The sequence below is a fragment of the Thalassospiraceae bacterium LMO-SO8 genome (assembly GCA_031655335.1).
Classification (GTDB): Bacteria; Pseudomonadota; Alphaproteobacteria; order Rhodospirillales; family Casp-alpha2; genus UBA1479.
On record CP134226.1, the window covers coordinates 329,765 to 348,758 of the forward strand.

The window sequence follows — 18,994 nt, forward strand, 5'->3', positions numbered from 1 at the left end:
GGTTTGGTCGTTGATTGAAAAGGCGTTCCGGTTCTTTTGCCCGGTTCTGCGGGAAGAATATGCGGCGGCCGGCCCCCGACAGGGAGTAACCGGCGGAACCCGGCCGCCGCCGGGGTGCAGTGTACCCCTACTTCTTCTTGCGCGCGTCCTTCGCGGCCTTCAGGTCGCGGATGATGTCGTAGTCTTCCGACGACATGGCGACGAACTTGTTGGACTTCACGTTGGCGAGGAACTTCTTGGCGCCGGGTTCCTTGTCCAGACCCAGGAAGGTCTCGCGGATGTTCTTCTTGATGTCTTCACACAACGGCTTGCGGTAGACGAAGGGGTCCTGCGGGATCGGCTTGGATTCCCACAGGATGTTCACGTCTTCCAGCTTGATCTCGCCCTTGTTGACCACGTTGTCGAAGCGGTGGGTCGCGACGAAGGCGGCGTCGACCTTGCCTTTGTGGACGGCGACGGCCGACAGTTCATGGCTGCCCGAATAGATGACCTTGCCGAAGAACTTGTCGATGTCCATGTTGACGACCTTGGAAAACACGACGCGCGGCATCAGGTTGCCCGACGTGCTGCCCGGATCGGCCAATGCCAGGGTCGAGCCCTTGAGACTGTCGATCGTGGTGAACTTAGAACCCTTCTTGGAGATCAGGGCGGCCTTGTAGCCCGGCCCTTCTTCCTGCATGTGCCCCTTCTTCTTGGCGTAGGTCGCGAACACCTCGACGTTGGGGTCCTTGGAGTTGGCGATCACGTAGGTATAGGGGCCGAGAACGGCGACATCGACGAACTTGCTGAGCAGGCCTTCGACCACCGAGGCATAGGACGTGGGCATGAAGAACTGGATCTTCTTGCCGGTCATCTTGGCCATGCGGTCGGTCACGGGCTTGTAGAGCTGCAATTCGGCCACCGTTTCCTCGGTCGGAATGATGGCGAAGGTCAAGGCGTCGGGATTTTCGCATTCCGCCGCTTTGGCGGCGGATACGCCGGTGACGGTGACGGTGGCGCTCAGGGCCAGGGCCGAGAGCAAGGTTCCGGCGCGGCGTTTAACGGACAGTCGTGTCCTTTGGTCGAAGTTCATTGGATGTCTCCTCATGACGTGTTGCACTCCCGTGTCCGGCGTGCCGCAACGGCGCCGCGCCGGAGATCCCCGCTTCGATGGCGGTATGGATTCTGTTGTGGATGTCGGGGCCGAAAGCGGCCTCTGGATCGGCAAGAAGGAAAAATGGGCTCGAGCAGGCCGACCGTACGTCGCACGGGTAATGTGAAATCCGGTCCTGCATCAAGGCCCCCTTGCCTGGGTTGCCGGTCTTTTGGCGACCGGTCACATGCATGATCGGTAATTCAAACCTATTGGGCAAATTCAAATATCGTATATAGTCCATTTAGAAAACCGATGATATTTACACAGCTCAGATCCTTCCACGCCGTCGCCACCGAGAACGGATTCACCGCCGCCTCGAAAGTGCTGAACGTGGGCCAGCCGACGCTGACCAGCCAGGTCCGCGCGCTGGAAGACATGTTCAAGGTCGAACTGTTCCACCGCCGCGGACGCGGGATCGAATTGACCGAGGCAGGCCAGGCCCTTCTCATCGTGACCCGGCGCATCATGGACATGGAAGGTCAGGCCCAGGACCTGTTGAACGCCTTCGGCGGCTTTCATACGGGCACGCTGCACGTCGGCGCCGTCGGCCCCTATCACGCGACGGAAATGCTCAGCGCCTTCAGCGAGGCCTATCCGGGCATCCGGCTTGCCGTCACCGTCGGCAACTCGAGCGAGATGGTCGGCCGTCTGCTGGACTATTCCGCCGACGTCGCCGTGCTGGCCCATGTCGAGGACGACCCCCGCATCTTCGCCATGCCCTACAGCCGCCATAAGGTGATCGTGTTCGCCCACAAGTCACACCCCCTGGCCAAGCGCAAAAGCATCCGCATCGAGGAGTTGGAGGGGGCCCGCATGGTCTTGCGCGAAAGCGGGTCGACCACCCGCCGGGCGCTGGAGGCCGCCCTCACCCGTCACGGCGTAACCATCAATCCGGTCATGGAGATCGGCAGCCGCGAGGCCGTATGGCTGGCCGTCGCCCGCGGCATCGGCCTCGGCGTGGTGTCGGACATCGAATTCATCAAGCACCCCGACCTGCGCACCATCGAGATCGAAAACGCCGACATTCACACCACGGCGCATGTGAACTGCCTGATGGAACGGCGGGATTCGCGCCTGGTCAGCGCGTTTTTCGACGTCGCCGCCGAAACCCGGAAACTGCGCCAGGGCGATCCCGTCTAGACGGTCAACCGGCGGCGGCCATCAGGTCGCCGACATCCTTGGCGTCGTCCAGCCCCAGCACCAGATCCTCGATCCGCTTGGCCTTGTCCGCGCCCAGGATCGGGTCGGCGAGGCGGTGGAACTTGGCGATCAGGCGCTGTTCCTGGGCATCCAGGTCGTCGGCGGGCACGCCCACGTCGAAGAACTGCACCAGGGAGCGGCCGTCGGCCAGGTCGATGACGATCTCCGCCGCGTGACGGCTGTCGTGGACCTTGTCCTCGACCTCGACCTTGCGGCGCAGGGCCATCAGGTCGGGCCGGGCCGCCGTGGCGTCCGTATAGATTTCCCGGTCGCCCGTATCGATGCCCGAAAGCGCCATGGCGATGCAGTGGCGGATCGAGAACTTCACCTGCAAGCCGGTTTCCGGTTCGGGAATGTCGCAGACTTTGCGGTGACCGGCGTCGACCAAGGTGCGCACGCGGGTTACCTGATCGGCGGTAAAGTCGTGATGCTGCTTCAATTCACGGATCGCTTCGATCGACGAATGGGTCAGGTAACAGGCGGCATGGTATTTGAACAAATTTTCCTCGACCGCGAAGGGGGCCGTGGCGTCGGGCCGCACGGGCAGGCCGTGGAATTCCGTCGACTGGGTCGTCCCGAAGCCCTGGGCGCATTCCAGGGCGTCCGGGCGGCTGGTGAAGCCGCGTGCCGCCCAGCGCGCCGCCATCAGGCCGTTCATGGCCGACTTGCCCGCATGCAGCGGCTTGCACATGGTGCCGAACATGGATTTCAGGCCCGCCGCCTGGGTCGCGGCGATGCCGAGCGCCATGGCGGATTTTTCGGCGTCCAGGCCCAGCAGCCGCGCACAGCCCGCCGCAGCACCAAAGGTGCCGACCGTCGCCGTGGCGTGCCAGCCGTGGTCGTAGTGGTTCATGCCCATCATCTCGCCGATCAGGCATTCGGTCTCGTAGCCGATGATGAAGGCGTCGACCACGGCGCGGCCCGCAAGGCCCTTCTGTTCCGCCAGCGCCAGAATGGCCGGCACCACCGGCACGGTCGGATGGCCGTGCAGGCGCTTGTTGACGTCGTCGTAATCCAGCGCGTGGGACGCGGCGCCGTTGATCATGGCGGCGATGGTCGGCGTGACCTTTTCCCTGCGCCCGACCAGGCGGGCGGGGCCGTCTTCGCCCGCGTCCAGCGCGTCGGCGGCCAGGATACCGACCAGGGGATCCGTCGCCCCGGCCAGAGTGACGCCGAACCAGTCGAGGATCGCGTGCTTGGCCCAGCGGCGCGGGCGATCGGTGAAATCGGCGGACGGGACGCCGGCGATCCATTGGGCGAGATCGCGGGTGGGGGTTTCGGTCGCACCGCCTTGATGAGCGGCCTGATGAGTATCGGGCATGGGTTCCTCCTTGGGATGGTCTGTCTTTTGCTTTTGTTCGTTCGGCCGGGGCGTCACAAGGCCTCGGTCAGGGAATCGGAAATCCGCCGGGCCGTATCCACGGCCAGCGGCACCAGTTTTTCGTGGACGCTTTCAAGGTTCCATTGCGGCGCATAGCCGGGAATGTGCACGGCGGCCACGGCGCGCCCGTCCATGCGCAGCACGGGGGCGGCGGTCGACACGTTGTGGATTTGCGACTGCTGGTCGGACACGTGATAACCGAGACGCCGCGCCTCGGCCATCTGGGCCTTCAGGGCGGGAATGTCGGTCAGGGTATATTCGGTGATCTTGCGCAGGTCCGAGGCGGCGAGCACGGCATCGGCCTCGTCCTCCGGCATATGGGCCAGCATCACCGTGCCCGGCGAGGCGCAGAACGCCGGCACCCGGCGCCCGGCCAGCATGGTGCCGTAACTGGCCTTGGCCTGGGGGATGCGCACCGTGTAGATGGCGTCGGTGCCTTCCATCTCGCACAGATTAACGGTGGTGTCGTAGACCTTGGACGCCTCGATCAAAATCGGCATGGCGATCTGCGCCAGGCGGTGCGACACCATGAAGGTGTAATAGAAATCGATCAGCGCGATGCCCGGGCGGTAACGCCGCGTGCCCGGGTCCTTTTCCAGATAGCCCAGGGTCACCAGGGTTTCGGAAAACCGCTGCGCGGCACTTTTATCCAGGCCCGACAGCTTGCAGATTTCGCTCAGGCCCAGGTCGCGCTGACGCAATTCCGTCTGGCCCCGGCGAAACGCCTTCAACACCTGAAAACACTTGCCGACGGAGGCCACGAAGGGCTTGCCGCGCCGGTCGAGGTCGGCCTCGGAGACAGGATAGGGAAGGACATCGTCGGCAAGATCGAGCATCGGGACTCCCTTGACAGTCTCGGGGCATTACGTTGTAATCTTACAATCAGAAACTATGTATCACAATGCGATACTTTCTTCAACGCATGTGATCGTCAAATCAATGAGTGCACAAGATGCACCGGCGCCCTCATGGGCCGCCGGCACGCATTCCGGGAGAACATCGTGAGCGAACCCAACGTCGGGGCTTGGCAGTGCCTGGCCGGCATTCGCGTCGTCGAGCTGGGGTCCAGCGTGGCCGCGCCCTACGCCGCATGGATTCTGGGCGCCATGGGCGCCGAGGTCGTGAAAATCGAACGCCCCGGCCCCGGGGATGACGCCCGCCAGTGGGGCAAGATGTTCCCCGACGGCATCGGGTCGTACTTTCACGCGCTGAACCGCGACAAGCAGTCCATCACCGTGGACATGAGCAGTGCCGAGGAACGCGACTGGCTTCGCACCTACTGCATCACCGAAGCCGACGTGGTGATCCAGAACATGCGCCCGGGCACGGTCAAGAAATACGGCCTGGACGCCGACACCCTGCGCGCCGCCAACCCCAACCTGATCTATTGCAATCTGGGGGCGTTCGGCAACGAAGGCCCCTTGAAGGACAAGCCCGGCTACGACCCGCTGATGCAAGCCTACGGCGGCCTGATGACCATCACCGGCGAGGAAGGCCGCCCGCCGATCCGCGTCGGCACCTCCATCATCGACATGGGCACCGGCATGTGGTGCGCCATCGGCATCCTGGGCGCCTTGAAGCGCCGCGACGACACGGGCACCGGCTGCACGGTCGATGCCTCCCTGTACGAAACCGCCGTCGGCTGGATGAACAACGCCGTCGCCTCCGCCGCCGTCGATCCCCAGAACCCGGCCCGCGAGGGATCGGGGGCGCGCGGCATGGCGCCTTATCAGGCCTATGAATGCTCCGACGGCCATCTCATCATCGCCGCACCCAACGACCGCCTGTTCGAACGCCTGTCCAAGGTTCTGGGTCATCCCGAATGGCCGGAAGATCCGCGCTTCGGCACCAACCAGAACCGCTACGCCAACCTGGCCGAACTGAACGCCCTGATCGAGCCCGTGGTCCTCACCCGGACCCGCGCCGACTGGCAGCAGGCCCTGGACGACGCCGGCATCCCCTCGGCCCCGGTGCAGCAGACCCTGGAAATGATGGCCGACCCGCAGACGCAGGCCCTCGGCATTTTGCAGACCGCCATGGGCGGCGGGCCGCTGCTGGTCGGCCTGCCCCTCAGCTTCGACGGCACGCGCCCGCCGACCCGGCGTTCGGCGCCCACCGTCGGACAGCACAACGACGCCATTAAAGGGAAAACCAAATAATGCGGATGGATTACGAAACCTACCACCTGGAACGGGTCGGCGAGAACGGACACATCCTGATCGTGATGATGGACCGTCCCGAGGTCCGCAACGCCAAGAACACCAAGATGGGCCTGGAGCAGATCGAAATCTTCGAGGGCCTGTACCGCGACACCGAGGACGTCCGCGCCGTGATCTATACCGGGCGCGGCGACAAGGCGTTCTGCGCCGGCGGCGACCTCAAGGAACGCAACGGCATGACCAACCACCAGTGGCAGGTCCAGCACCGCATCTTCGAACAGGGGGTGATGGCCATGCGCAGCTGCCCGGTGCCGGTGATCGGCGCGGTTAACGGCGCCGCCTACGGCGGCGGCTGCGAGACGGCGCTGACTTGCGATTTCGTCTATGCCGCGAGCCACGCCAAGTTCGCCCTGACCGAGGTCACCTTGGGCATCATGCCGGGGGCCATGGGCACGATTAACCTGCCCAACGCGGTCGGCGAGCGGCGGGCCAAGGAAATCGTCATGACCGGCCTGCCGTTCACGGCCGAACAAGCCTGCGACTGGGGCCTGGTCAACAAGGTGTGCGAACCGGAAAAGCTGATGGAGGAAACCATCGCGACGGCGGAACGCATCGCCGGCAACGCGCCGCTGTCGATCCGTGCCGCCAAGCGTTCGACCTCGATCGCCACCCAGGTCGACCGCATGTCCGGCTATCAGTTCGAGCTTCAGGCCTACAACCGCCTGGTCGGCACCGACGACCGCATGGAAGGCGTCCGCGCCTTCAACGAGAAACGCAAGGCCCAGTTCAAGGGCTCCTGACGCAGTCACCGCACGAAGAGATGAAGAGATAAGGAGACCACCATGAAACGCGATATCGACGTCCTGGTCAGCGAAGTCGGCCCCCGCGACGGTCTACAGAGCATCCAGACAATCTTCACCACCGACGGCAAGATGGAATGGATCCGCGCCGAGGCCGCCGCCGGCGTGCCGCAGATGCAGGTCGGATCCTTCGTCAATCCGAAGCTTTTGCCGCAGATGGCGGATTCAGCGGAAATCGTCGCCCAATCGATCCTGATCGACGGCCTGACCGTCTCGGCCCTGGTGCCGAACCTGAAGGGGGCCGTGAACGGCCTGGCCGCCGGGGCTCATCAGATCGGCGTCGTGATGTCCGTGTCCGAACAGCACAACCAGGCCAACATCCGCCGCTCGGTGCAGGAATCCCTCGACGGCTTCGCCGAGATCGTCGCCTATCGGAACGAACATCCGGAATACAAGGACCAGATCATCTCCGGCGGCATGGCAACCTGCTTCGGCTGCACGATCTCCGGCCCGGTGCCGGTCAAGGACGTCATGAAGGTCGCCGAAGGTCTGATGGAACGCGGCGCGGAACGCCTGAATGTCGCCGACACGGTCGGCTACGCCAATCCCAAGCAGGTCCGCGATCTGTTCACGGAACTGTACCGCACGGTCGGCAAGGACGTGCCCGTGGGCGCGCACTTCCACGACACCCGGGGCCTGGGTTTGGCCAACGTGTTCGCGGCGCTCGACGCCGGGGTGCGGGAATTCGATTCCTGCCTGGGCGGCCTGGGCGGCTGCCCCTACGCCCCCGGGGCCAGCGGCAACATCGTGACCGAGGACCTTGTCTTCATGCTGGAAGCCCAGGGCATGAAGACGGGCGTCGATCTGGACGGCCTGTTGGCCGCCCGCGAGATCATGGAACGCCAGTTGAAGGGCGAGCCCGTGCACGGCACCTACATCAACGCCGGCCCGCCCAAGGGGTTCACGCCCGCCTCGCACGCCGCCTGATCCCGACTTAAGGAACACAGCATGACCGCCGAACTGAGCATCCCGTTAGAGGTCGACTATCCGGAAATCCGCGAACAGGTCGCCAAGGTCTGCGCCGACTTTCCCGGCGAATACTGGCACAAGCTGGAAGACCAGCCGCCGTCGGGCAGCTATCCGACCGAATTCATCGAGGCGCTGACCGCGTCGGGTTACCTCGCCGCCCTGATCCCCGAGGAATACGGCGGCGCCGGCCTGCCCGTGCGCGGCGGGGCGGTGATTCTGGAGACCATCAACGTGTCCGGCTGCTCGGCCTCGCCGGGCCATGCCCAGATGTACACCATGGGCACGATCCTCAGGCACGGCTCGAAAGAACAAAAAGACTACTACCTGCCCAAGATCGCGTCGGGCGAACTGCGTTTGCAGGCGTTCGGCGTGACGGAGCCGACCACCGGGTCCGACACCACGCAGCTGAAAACCCGCGCCGACAAGCAGGGCAACGGCTACGTCGTCAACGGCCAGAAGGTGTGGACATCGCGCGCCGCCCATTCGGACCTGATGCTGCTCCTGGCCCGCACCACGCCCGCCGACAAGGTGGAAAAGCGCACGGACGGCATTTCGACCTTCCTGATCGATTTGAAGGAAGCGCAGAAGCACGGCTGTGAAATCCGCCCCATCGACGCCATGGTCAACCACAACACCTGCGAGGTGTTCTTCGACAACGTGCCGATCCCGGGCGATTCCCTGATCGGCGAGGAAGGCAAGGGCTTCAAGTACATCCTGGACGGCATGAACGCCGAACGCTGCCTGACCGCGTCGGAAGCCATCGGCAACGGCCGCTATTTCATCGAAAAGGCCGTCGCCTACGCCAACGAACGCATCGTGTTCAAGCGGCCCATCGGCCAGAACCAGGGCATCCAGTTCCCCATCGCCAAGGCCTATGCGGACATCGAAGCCGCCGACCTGATGGTGCGCAAGGCGACGGCCATGTTCGACGCCGGCCTGCCCTGCGGCGCGGAAGCCAACATGGCGCGGCTGCTGTCGGCGCAATCGGCCTGGGATGCCGGCGAAGCCTGCTTCACCACCCACGGCGGCTTCGCCTTCGCCCGCGAATACCACATCGAACGTAAATGGCGCGAGGCGCGACTCGCCCGAACGGCGCCCATCTCGCCGAACCTGATCCTCAGCTATCTCGCGCAGCATGTGCTGGGGTTGCCCCGGTCCTATTAGACTCCGGTCTTAAATCTGACCAAAGGCAACTAGATCAACTTCCCTGTTGCTACTTCCCGCCGGCCCTTTTGGGCCGGCGGGCTTTTTTTTGTGCGATATCACCCGGTTAACGCACGTGCTTTATTTGTTCCCATTCCCGTTTGAGAACCGCATTGGACAATCGAACCGCTTTCGATTTGAGATCGATCCACTTGTATTTATCAAAGCGACAATATTGATTGAGATCCAACTCTTTATAAGCAACCTCGTCTATTCCGATCATGTCCAGCAAGTACATGTACCTGAGGAGAGACAACAGCGCGCGGTGTTCACATTCCGACGGATTCAACAGAAGCTCCAATTCCCCATGATGCTCCAGATAGTATGCCTGCGCATCTTCGATCGGCTTGAGAACAAATAAGCCCAGATCATCTTTTCGATCAGCATACCGCCACGCTTCCGGCATGTGGAAGAACAGCCCTGATAAACACCCACGAATTTGATCAATCCATTCCTGTCGATTTCGAGACCTTGTGTCGATTCGCGTGCGTATCAAGAACCCAGCAACACCAATGACAACGGAAATACCAACAAAGAAGGTGCCCAGGTCACCTAGCTTTGCAACGGTCAAATTATTCATTTTCGAATGGATTAAAAAAAAGCTCGCCACGCCCCATATTATCCCTAAGGCATACAATCCCAGCACCATCATCCGCTGCGAACAAAACCGATAGCATCGCTCTTTCGGCGAATAGCATGCTGGATCTTCGTTCATCAAAGTGACGACGTCAGGCCAATCAAGCTTTTCGAAAGGACCTTTTTCGGAGGGGTCCCACCACGTCGTACGATGAACAAACTTGGCGTAACGATTCAGATAAATACCTGCAAGTACTGCAAGCGCGACAAGGGACGCGTACAAAATCCACGCAAGAGCGGGAGAGTTATAGCAAGTCACGCTTACCCGAAGGCACTCAAGCATCGCATCTCTCTTGCAAACCGCCGCTATAGTTGAACACATCAACAATAGCCCAGGTCCCACAAACCCACACGAATTAGTTCTGCTCTAATCGCAACGTTTTGTGCGCCCGCGAACGATTGACGGGCATGAACGTCTGTGTTGGTGTAGCATCCAACAGGTGCCGCGGCGGCGCGGACCCTTAACTCCCAATGACTAGGTGCGATCCCGGCCATGAGCATTCATATCGCCCTGCACCACCGGACTTCCTACATCTACGACCGCAAGGTCGAGATGGGTCCGCAGATCATCCGCCTGCGCCCGGCCCCCCATGCTCGCACGCCAATCCTCAGCTATGCGCTCAAGATCGAGCCCGAGGGCTATTTCATCAACTGGCAGCAGGACCCCCACGGCAACTATCAGGCCCGTGTCGTCTATCCCGACCCGGTCGAGAAGTTCGAGGTCACGGTCGATCTGGTCGCCGACATGTCGGTGCAGAACCCGTTTGACTTCTTCCTGGAGCCCGATGCGGAGGAACTGCCCTTCGCTTACGATCCGGCCCTTCGGGAAGAGCTGGAACCCTACCTGAAGCCCGAGCCCGCCGGACCGCTGCTGCGGGCCTGGCTGGACAAGCTGCCCAAGCAGGAAGGCCGCACGGTCGAATATCTGGTCGCCCTGAACCAGCGCCTGCAAACGGAAATCGAATACCTGATCCGCATGGAGCCGGGGGTCCAAACCTGCGAGGAAACCCTGTCGAGCGGCCGGGGATCCTGCCGCGACACGGGTTGGCTGCTGGTCGAAATCCTGCGCCACATGGGCTTTGCCGCGCGTTTCGTATCCGGCTACCTGATTCAGCTGAAACCGGATGTGAAGTCCTTGGACGGGCCGTCGGGGTCGGAGGTCGATTTCACCGATCTGCACGCCTGGACCGAGGTCTATCTGCCGGGTGCGGGCTGGATCGGCTTCGATCCCACCTCGGGCCTGTTGACCGGCGAGGGCCATATCCCGCTGGCCGCGACGCCGCGCCCCAGGAGCGCCGCCCCCATCTCGGGTGCCGTGGGGCCCAGCGAGGTCGACTTCGATTTCGACATGCTGATCACCCGCATCGCCGAAAGCCCCAGGGTGACCAAGCCCTACACGGAAGAGCAGTGGCAGGCGATCGACGCGCTCGGTGACGAGATCGACAAGCAGCTGATCAAGCGCGACGTGCGCCTGACGCTCGGCGGGGAGCCGACCTTCGTGTCCATCGATCATGTCGACGCCGACGAATGGAACACCGCCGCCACGGGCAAGACCAAGCGCCCCTTGGGCGACGACCTGATCCGCCGCCTGCGCGACAAGTACGCGCCGCAAGGCCTGCTGCATTTCGGCCAGGGCAAGTGGTATCCGGGGGAGCCCCTGCCGCGCTGGGCCTTCGCGCTCTATTGGCGGCGCGACGGGGTGCCGATCTGGCGCGACCAGTCCGCCTTCGCCCGGGAAGTCGACGACCACAAGCCCGACATCAAGACCGCCGAGACCTTCGCCCGCGGCATCGCCGAACGCCTGGACGTGTCGCCCGACGCGACCATCGCCGCCTATGAGGACCCCTGGCATTTCATGGAGCAGGAACGCCGCCTGCCGGAGAACGTGACCCTGGAGGATTCCAAACTCGACGACCCGCTCGAGCGCGAACGCCTGAGCAAGGTGTTCTCGCGCGGGCTGTCGAAGCCGACGGGCTACGTCCTGCCGGTGCAGCGCTGGAACGCGCGGGCCAGCAACCGGCGCTGGTACAGCGAGCCCTGGTCGACGCGCACGGACCGCCTGGTCCTGATCCCGGGCGATTCCCCCGTGGGCTACCGCCTGCCGTTGGATTCCCTGCCCCATATCCGGTCCGTGGACTATCCCTATATCGTGCCCGCCGACCCCTTCGACGAACGCGGCGACCTGCCCGAACCGGACGCCGCGCGCCAGCCCTACTTGCAAGGTTCCGAGCATCCGGGCAGCGGCCGCCAGATCATTTCCGAACAGTCCGCGACCGGCGCCAAGGGCCGGGTCCGCGCGGCCATGACCATCGAGCCCCGCGACGGCCGGCTTTGCGTGTTCATGCCGCCGACGGAAACGCTGGAAGACTACCTGGACCTGATCGCCGCCATCGAGGACGCGACGGCGGAAACCGGCATGCCCGTGCATATCGAAGGCTATGCCCCGCCGAACGACCCGCGCCTCAACGTCATCAAGGTCACGCCGGACCCGGGCGTGCTGGAGATCAACATCAAGCCGGCCGAAAGCTGGCGCGAAATGGTCGAAAGCACGGAAACGCTCTACGAAGAAGCCCGCCTGTCGCGCCTGGGCACGGAAAAATTCATGCTGGACGGCCGCCACATCGGCACCGGCGGCGGCAACCACGTGGTTGCCGGCGGGCCGACGGCCAAGGACAGCCCGTTCCTGCGCCGCCCCGACCTGCTGAAAAGCCTGGTCACCTACTGGCAGCATCATCCGAGCCTCAGCTATCTGTTTTCCGGCATGTTCGTCGGCCCGACCAGTCAGGCGCCGCGCATCGACGAAGCCCGCCACGACAGCCTGTACGAGCTTGAGATCGCGCTCGCCCAGATCCCGGAAAAGGGCACCGAATGCCCGCCGTGGCTGGTCGACCGCACGCTGCGCAACCTCTTGATCGACGTGTCCGGCAACACCCACCGCACGGAAATCTGTATCGACAAGCTGTATTCCCCGGACGGCCCCACGGGCCGCCTGGGGTTGGTCGAATTCCGCGCCTTCGAAATGCCGCCCCACGCGCGCATGAGCCTGACCCAGCAACTGTTGCTCCGCGCCCTGATCGCGCGGTTCTGGGACACGCCCTATTCCGGGCCCTTGGTGCGCTGGGGCACGCAACTGCACGACCGCTTCATGCTGCCGCATTCCGTCTGGGCCGATTTCGAGAACGTCATCGCCGACATGAACATCCAGGGCTACCCGTTCGAGGCCGACTGGTTCGCGCCGCATTTCGAATTCCGCTTCCCGCGCTATGGCGCCGTGCAGTACGAGCAGATGGAAATCGAACTGCGTCAGGCGCTGGAGCCTTGGCATGTGATGGGCGAGGAAGGGGCCGCCGGCGGCACCGTGCGTTTCGTCGATTCCTCCGTCGAACGCCTACAGGTGAGGATCACCGGCATGACCGGCGGGCGTTACCGCATTGCCTGTAACGGCTTTGAGGTGCCATTGACATCGACCGGCAAGGCCGGCGAGTACTTCGCCGGCGTGCGCTTCCGGGCGTGGAAGCCCGCATCGGCCCTGCACCCCGGCGTGGAGGTCGACGCGCCCCTGGTGTTCGACCTGTACGACACCTGGACCGGGCGGGCGGTTTCCGGCTGCACCTACCACGTGGCGCACCCCGGCGGGCGCAACTTCGAGCACTTCCCCGTCAACGCCTATGAGGCGGAAAGCCGGCGTCTGGCCCGGTTCGAGGACATCGGCCATACCACCGGCCCCTCCGACGCGCCGAAACGCCGCGACAACGACGAGTTTCCCATGACGCTCGATCTGCGCCGCGCGAAAACGGTGCACTGAGCCGGGGAACACCCCTTTTCCGACTGGATTCATCTTGATCAAACAACGCACTAGCCGAACGCCCGGCGATCTCCTATCCTCGCCCCTCCAATATGGGTATGGGCCCGGTCGGGCGTGGAGCATCGCGTGAGCCGCAACAATCCGGCAAAGAACGGCGCGTCGCCAGGCGTTTTCCTGGACGACGACTATGCCCCCTTCCCCGGCGTTTATGACGAGATGATGGACGTCCAGGCAGGCGTGCGCCCCCATTGGCGCAACTTCCTGGAAAGCCTGGGACGGTTCAGCGATCAGGAATTGCAGGACCGCTGGGACACGGCGCAGCGCCTCGTCCGGGAAAACGGCACCACCTACAACATCTACGACGACACCGGGGAATCGACCCGCCCCTGGCGCATGGACCCGATCCCCTTCCTGATCGGGGCCGAGGAATGGAAGGCCCTGGAAGCCGGCCTGATCCAGCGCGCCAAGCTGCTGAACGCCATCGTCCACGACATCTACGGCGACCAGACCCTGTTGAAACGCAACCTGCTGCCGTCGTCGTTGGTCTACGGCAATCCGGCGTTCATGCGCCCCATGCGCGGCATCGACCCACCGGGCGGCGTGCATCTGCATTTCATGGCGTTCGATCTGGCGCGCGCCGCCGATCAGCGCTGGTGGGTTTTAAGCGACCGCACCCAGGCGCCATCGGGCGCCGGCTACGCCCTGGAAAACCGCATCGTGCTGGCGCGCACCCTGCCGGACATCTTCCGCGCCGCCCAGGTCCACCGCCTTGCCGGGTTTTTCCAGGCGCTCAGCGACAACCTGATCAACCTGTCCGGCCGGGACGATCCGCTTGCCGTGCTGCTGACGCCGGGGCCGCATAACGAAACTTATTTCGAACACGCCTATCTGGCGCGCTACCTTGGCTTTCCTCTGGTCGAGGGCGCCGATCTGACCGTGCGTGACAACCACGTATTCTTGAAGACCCTGAACGGTCTGAAGCGAGTCGACCTGATCCTGCGCCGCGTCGACAGCGATTTCTGCGACCCGTTGGAACTGCGTAACGACTCCCTTCTCGGCGTCGCCGGTCTGGTTGCCGCCGTGCGCGCCGGAAACGTGGTCGTCGCCAACTCGTTGGGGTCGGGCGTCGTCGAATGCGAAGCCTTGATGAGCTTCTATCCGGGCCTGTGCCGCGAGCTTCTGGGCGAGGATCTGAAGGTCCCGTCCCTCGCGACCTGGTGGTGCGGCCAGGAGAAGGAACGGGAATACGTCAGCCAGCACCTGGACGACCTGGTGCTGCGCCCGACGTTCTCCAATTCCTCGATCCTCAACAACCGCAACGGCGCGTTACTGCCCGGTCAGGCCTCGGGCGAGCGGCGGCAGGAGATCATCGACCTGCTCGGCCGCCGTGGTTACCAGTACTTCGGGCAGGAAACCCTGACGCTCTCGACCACTCCCGGCTGGTCCGAGGCCGGCATCGAACCCCGGCCGGTCGTGCTGCGCGTCTATGTCTGCGCCGACGGCGACAGTTACCGGGTGATGCCCGGCGGGCTGACGCGGACCGCCGACAGCGTCGCCGCCCAGGCCATCACCATGCAGCAGGGCGATGCGTCGAAGGATACCTGGGTGCTGTCCGACGGCCCGGTCTCGACCTTCACCCGGCTGACCGCGCCCGACCAGGCGGTGACGCTCCGGCGGTCCGGTTCGGACCTGCCGTCGCGCGTGGCCGACAACCTGTTCTGGCTCGGCCGTTATGCGGAACGCACGGAAAGCTCGGTCCGCCTGATGCGGGCCCTGATCCTGCGGTTTGCCGGCGAAGCCGGCGCCGGGGACGATCCGCAGACCTTGACGCGCCTGACCAACATCCTGGTCGATCTGGACTATCTCAACCGCCGCACGGCGCAAAAGGCCGCGGCCGGCGGCATCCGCGCGGTCGAACGCGAGATGGCGATGATCCTGTTCGACCGGGGGCGGGCCAACGGGCTGTTGAACCTGCTGGGCAACCTGCAACGCACCGCATCCCTGGTGCGCGAGCGGCTGTCCACGGATTCCTGGCGCGTGCTGAACGGCCTGCATCAGCGCGCCGTGGGCCAGGCGGCGATGATCCGGCTCGACGTGTCGGCGGCGCTGGCGCTGCTCAACCACATCCTGGAAGAGCTTTCGGCCTTCAGCGGCATGCAGATGGAAAACATGACCCGCTCGCTCGGCTGGCGCCTGCTGGACACGGGGCGGCGGGTCGACCGCACGACCCATACGGCGAAGCTGATCCGTGAACTGGTGGTCGACGGCAACCCGGCCGAGGAAGGCCGCCTGGACCTGCTGCTGGAACTGGGCGACAGTTCCATGACCTACCGCACGCGCTACCTTTCGACCGTGCAGTTGCCGGCGGTGGTCGATCTGCTGTTGGCCGACGATACCAACCCGCGCTCTCTCGCCTTCCAGGTCGCGACCCTGGGCGAACACATCCGCCATTTTCCCCATGACGAGGAAAGCGCCACCCTGCCGCGCGAGGAATACCTGATTCAGTCGATGTACAGCCAAATCCGCCTGGCTGACGTGATGGAGCTCTGCAATCAGCGCAACAAACGCGGCCAACGCAACGAACTGGCCCAGTTCCTGGATCAGATCGCCAATCAGACCCTGGAAATGTCGAACGCGATTGCCCGCAAGTACTTCAGCCACGTGCTGCCGACCCGTAGCACGTCCGCCGGGGGCATGGTCCCATGAGTGTCAGGCCGTGATCTACGACATCAGTCATCAGACGACGATCACCTACACCTGGGACGTGGCATTGTCCCAGCACCTGCTTCATCTCGCCCCCCGGTCCTGCCCCCATCAGGTCACCCACCATCACGCCCTGATCATCGAACCGCCCCCGACCCTGTCCAAGAACGACATGGATTTCTTCGGCAATCCGACGACCTACCTGACGATTGAGGAGCCGCATAACAAACTCTCGATCGTCTCCACCTGTCAGGTCGAAATCCATGCCCTGCCGGCCCCCGATCCCGCCGCCACCCCGCCTTGGGAAGACGTCGCCGGATATCTGGTCAATCAGTCGGACCCGGTGTGCCTGGACGCCAGCCAGTATGTGTTCGAAAGCCCGTTCACCGTGTCGGCCCAGGCCGAGGCCTTCGCCCAGACGTCCTTCCCACCGGGCCGCCCGGTGCTGGAAGGGGCGTTGGACCTGATGGCGCGCATCTACAATGGCTTCAAGTACGAAGGCGGCGTCACCGACATCTCCACCCCCATCGACCGGGTGCTCGCCGACAAGCGCGGCGTGTGCCAGGATTTCGCCCACCTGCAAATCGCCTGCCTGCGCACCATGGGCCTGCCGGCGCGTTATGTCTCCGGATACCTGCGCACCCATCCGCCCGAAGGCCAGGAACGCAAGGTCGGCGCCGATGCCTCCCACGCCTGGCTTGCCGTATGGGTGCCCGAATTCGGCTGGGTCGATCTGGACCCGACCAACAACATGATGCCCGGGGACGAACACATCACCGTCGCCTGGGGCCGTGATTACGGCGACGTCAGCCCGATCAACGGCATGGTGCTGGGCGGCGGCGCGCACAAGGTCGCGGTCGCCGTGGACGTGGCACCCGCGGCGGTTCCCGCCGAGGCATAGGCCCGGCCACGGGACCCATGGCCGGGCACCGTTACACCAAAGGGGGAAACGATCCGATGACAATCGAAATGGCCCGCGCGGCGTTCGCGGGTTTGGCGCTGTTCGCCATGACCGGGGCGGCAACGGCCGGGGACACCAAGGATGCCTACCGGGCCGGCGACGGGAAAGTCCAGGTCGAACGGCTGCTGTCCGGGCCGACGAAGACCATCGTCGGGGAAGCGGTCCGCTATCCCGGCGGCCTGCCCGCCGAGGTCACGGCGGCGGTTGTCACCCTGCCGCCCGGCAAGTCGACCGGCTGGCACCGCCACGGCGTGCCGCTGTTCGGCTACATCCTGTCCGGCGAACTGCTGGTCGATTACGGCGACAAGGGGGTCCGAACCTACACCACCGGCGCCGCCTTGATGGAAGCCATGGACCAGCGCCATCAGGGCATCAACACGGGCACGGAACCCGTGCGGATTCTCGTCGTCTACATGGGCGCCGAAGGTATGAAGAACGTCGTTCCCGACTGACCCCTCTGAAAAGTCTCAAGACCAAGGCGTTTCATCGGCGACGTTGCGCCCGGCGATCCGCCCGAAGGCCAGGCATTCGCCGATGTTGCCCGTGCCCTGATAGAGATAACTGTAGATCGAGCCCAGCTCGCCGGCGCTGTACAGCCGGGGAATGGGCGTGCCGTCGGGCCGCAGAACTTTCGCCTCCTCGTTGCGCCGGGGGCCGCCCTGGGTGTTGATCATCGAGGGCGACAGTTCCATGGCGTAGAACGGCCCCTTGGCCAGCGGGTTGAGCATCAGCTTGCGCCCGAAATCCGGGTCCTCGCCCGCCTCGGCGTTGGCGTTCCAGCGCGCGACCGTGGCCGCCAGCGCCTGGGGATCGAGGCCGACGGTCCGCGCCAGGTCCTCGATCGTCCCGCCCTTCTTGATCCAGCCCTTTTCCAGTTCGGCCGAATTGTCGTCGCTCCAGTCATAGCGCGTGATGATCGGCGTCCAGCCACGGTTGGGGTCCTTGTTGTACAGCGGCGCCGCCGACATCATGTCCTGGTCGAACACCATGAACATGGGCGTCGGCACGTGCATCGGCGACCACACGCCGTTGACCGGCACCTTACCGTGGCGGTGCTTGAACTTCTCGTCGTAGAACCGCCGGCCGTCCGGCCCGACGATGATCATCCCGCCGGGGTATTCCTTGGCGAAATGCAGGGCCTGGATCGACATGGTGGCCGGGAATTCCGGCACCTTCAGGGCCATCGACGGGCCCGCGTAATTATTCATGTGCCAAAGATCCGCGCCCACCGCCATCGCCATGGAGATGCCGTCGCCTTCGTTGTAGGGGGTCCCGGACGGATAGCAATGGGAGACGCCCGGCAGGTAGTTGCGGATCATTTCCTGGTTGTTCTCGAACCCGCCGCAGGTCAGGACCACGCCCCGCCGCGCCTTGATGAGGACGGACTTGCCGTCCTTTTCCGCGCGCACGCCGATGATTTCCCGGGTCTCGCCGTCCTGGATCAGCTCACGACCCGGGGTTTCGTATTCGACGGCGATATTCCGTTCGGTGACGAAGCTTTCGAAGCGGTTCCAGGTAAAGGAATAGCCGTAGGTCGGGCCGTCATGGAACTTGTGGACGCAGGTCGCCCCCGGCAGTTCCGGGTATTCGATCCCTTCCGGCTGATGCTGGTGTTCCTGGGGGTCGCCGCCCAGATCCCGGACCCAGTCGTTGTTCAGGCACATTTCCCGCGCCCAGGTGCGGATCATGTCATCCGGCACCGGGTAGGGTCCGCACAGCGCTTCCAGATAGATCGCCGCCTTGTCCGCGTCCGACGTGTTCAGATAACCCTGGGCCGCGATGCGGGTGTTGCCGCCATGAAGGCCCTCTGGCGCCTTTTCCAGGATCAGGACTTCCGCCCCCTGATCATGCGCGGTGACCGCCGCCGCCACGCCGGCGCCGCCGAAGCCCAGGACAATGACGTCCGTTTCCCTGTCCCATGCGTAAGGTTTCAAGTGTGGTCCTCAATTTTCCGATTGGTGGTCTCGAATGGCTCGACGGTG

Annotated in this window: 14 protein-coding genes; 9 read left to right on the forward strand and 5 right to left on the reverse strand. The window is 64.1% G+C overall.

Features of this window, described 5'->3' with window-relative positions; translation table 11 throughout:
• Positions 1-127: 127 nt before the first annotated feature.
• Positions 128-1,072: a phosphate/phosphite/phosphonate ABC transporter substrate-binding protein gene (locus tag RJ527_01550; GenBank protein ID WND76442.1), complete on the reverse strand. Its 945-nt coding sequence runs from the start codon at positions 1,070-1,072 to the stop codon at positions 128-130.
• 315 nt (positions 1,073-1,387) lie between these two features.
• Between RJ527_01550 and RJ527_01555 the strand changes: the two genes are divergently transcribed.
• On the forward strand, positions 1,388-2,275 hold the full coding sequence (locus tag RJ527_01555) for a LysR substrate-binding domain-containing protein (protein WND76443.1): 888 nt from the start codon (positions 1,388-1,390) through the stop codon (positions 2,273-2,275).
• Between the two features lie 4 nt (positions 2,276-2,279).
• On the opposite strand, the gene RJ527_01560 is transcribed toward RJ527_01555, so the two are convergent.
• Together RJ527_01560 and RJ527_01565 are read right to left on the reverse strand one after the other, a co-directional pair.
• Complete coding sequence (locus RJ527_01560) at positions 2,280-3,656, reverse strand: MmgE/PrpD family protein (GenBank protein WND76444.1); 1,377 nt, start codon at positions 3,654-3,656, stop codon at positions 2,280-2,282.
• 53 nt (positions 3,657-3,709) lie between these two features.
• On the reverse strand, positions 3,710-4,552 hold the full coding sequence (locus RJ527_01565; protein WND76445.1) for an IclR family transcriptional regulator C-terminal domain-containing protein: 843 nt from the start codon (positions 4,550-4,552) through the stop codon (positions 3,710-3,712).
• Between the two features lie 165 nt (positions 4,553-4,717).
• On the opposite strand from RJ527_01565, the gene RJ527_01570 reads away from it, so the two are divergent.
• Genes RJ527_01570 through RJ527_01585 form a run of 4 tightly spaced genes read left to right on the forward strand, consistent with a single transcriptional unit; the run spans position 4,718 to position 8,868 of the window.
• The gene (locus tag RJ527_01570) at positions 4,718-5,875 is read left to right on the forward strand and encodes a CoA transferase (GenBank protein WND76446.1); all 1,158 of its coding nucleotides are present in this window, start codon (positions 4,718-4,720) and stop codon (positions 5,873-5,875) included.
• A 5-nt stretch (positions 5,876-5,880) separates the two neighbouring features.
• The gene (locus RJ527_01575) at positions 5,881-6,675 is read left to right on the forward strand and encodes an enoyl-CoA hydratase-related protein (protein ID WND76447.1); all 795 of its coding nucleotides are present in this window, start codon (positions 5,881-5,883) and stop codon (positions 6,673-6,675) included.
• A 42-nt stretch (positions 6,676-6,717) separates the two neighbouring features.
• Positions 6,718-7,662 carry a hydroxymethylglutaryl-CoA lyase gene (locus RJ527_01580; GenBank protein ID WND76448.1) on the forward strand — a complete coding sequence of 315 codons (945 nt, stop codon included), beginning with the start codon at positions 6,718-6,720 and terminating at the stop codon, positions 7,660-7,662.
• A gap of 21 nt (positions 7,663-7,683) precedes the next feature.
• Complete coding sequence (locus RJ527_01585; GenBank protein WND76449.1) at positions 7,684-8,868, forward strand: acyl-CoA dehydrogenase family protein; 1,185 nt, start codon at positions 7,684-7,686, stop codon at positions 8,866-8,868.
• Positions 8,869-8,974: 106 nt separating this feature from the next.
• Here the strand turns inward: RJ527_01585 and RJ527_01590 are convergent, their stop codons facing one another.
• Positions 8,975-9,826, reverse strand: coding sequence for a hypothetical protein (locus RJ527_01590; protein WND76450.1), 852 nt, complete (start codon positions 9,824-9,826; stop codon positions 8,975-8,977).
• Between the two features lie 210 nt (positions 9,827-10,036).
• Between RJ527_01590 and RJ527_01595 the strand changes: the two genes are divergently transcribed.
• The 4 genes from RJ527_01595 (at position 10,037) to RJ527_01610 (ending at position 17,464) form a co-directional block, all read left to right on the forward strand.
• Positions 10,037-13,348 (forward strand): transglutaminase family protein, encoded by a 3,312-nt coding sequence (locus RJ527_01595; protein ID WND76451.1) that lies wholly within the window; start codon positions 10,037-10,039, stop codon positions 13,346-13,348.
• Between the two features lie 126 nt (positions 13,349-13,474).
• Positions 13,475-16,054, forward strand: coding sequence for a circularly permuted type 2 ATP-grasp protein (locus tag RJ527_01600; protein ID WND76452.1), 2,580 nt, complete (start codon positions 13,475-13,477; stop codon positions 16,052-16,054).
• A gap of 10 nt (positions 16,055-16,064) precedes the next feature.
• Positions 16,065-16,952, forward strand: a complete 888-nt coding sequence (locus RJ527_01605) for a transglutaminase family protein (GenBank protein ID WND76453.1) — start codon at positions 16,065-16,067, stop codon at positions 16,950-16,952.
• 56 nt (positions 16,953-17,008) lie between these two features.
• The gene (locus RJ527_01610; GenBank protein WND76454.1) at positions 17,009-17,464 is read left to right on the forward strand and encodes a cupin domain-containing protein; all 456 of its coding nucleotides are present in this window, start codon (positions 17,009-17,011) and stop codon (positions 17,462-17,464) included.
• Positions 17,465-17,479: 15 nt separating this feature from the next.
• Here the strand turns inward: RJ527_01610 and RJ527_01615 are convergent, their stop codons facing one another.
• A complete protein-coding gene (locus RJ527_01615; protein WND76455.1) occupies positions 17,480-18,946 on the reverse strand; it encodes an FAD-binding protein in 1,467 nt (488 codons plus the stop codon).
• Positions 18,947-18,994 lie beyond the last annotated feature (48 nt).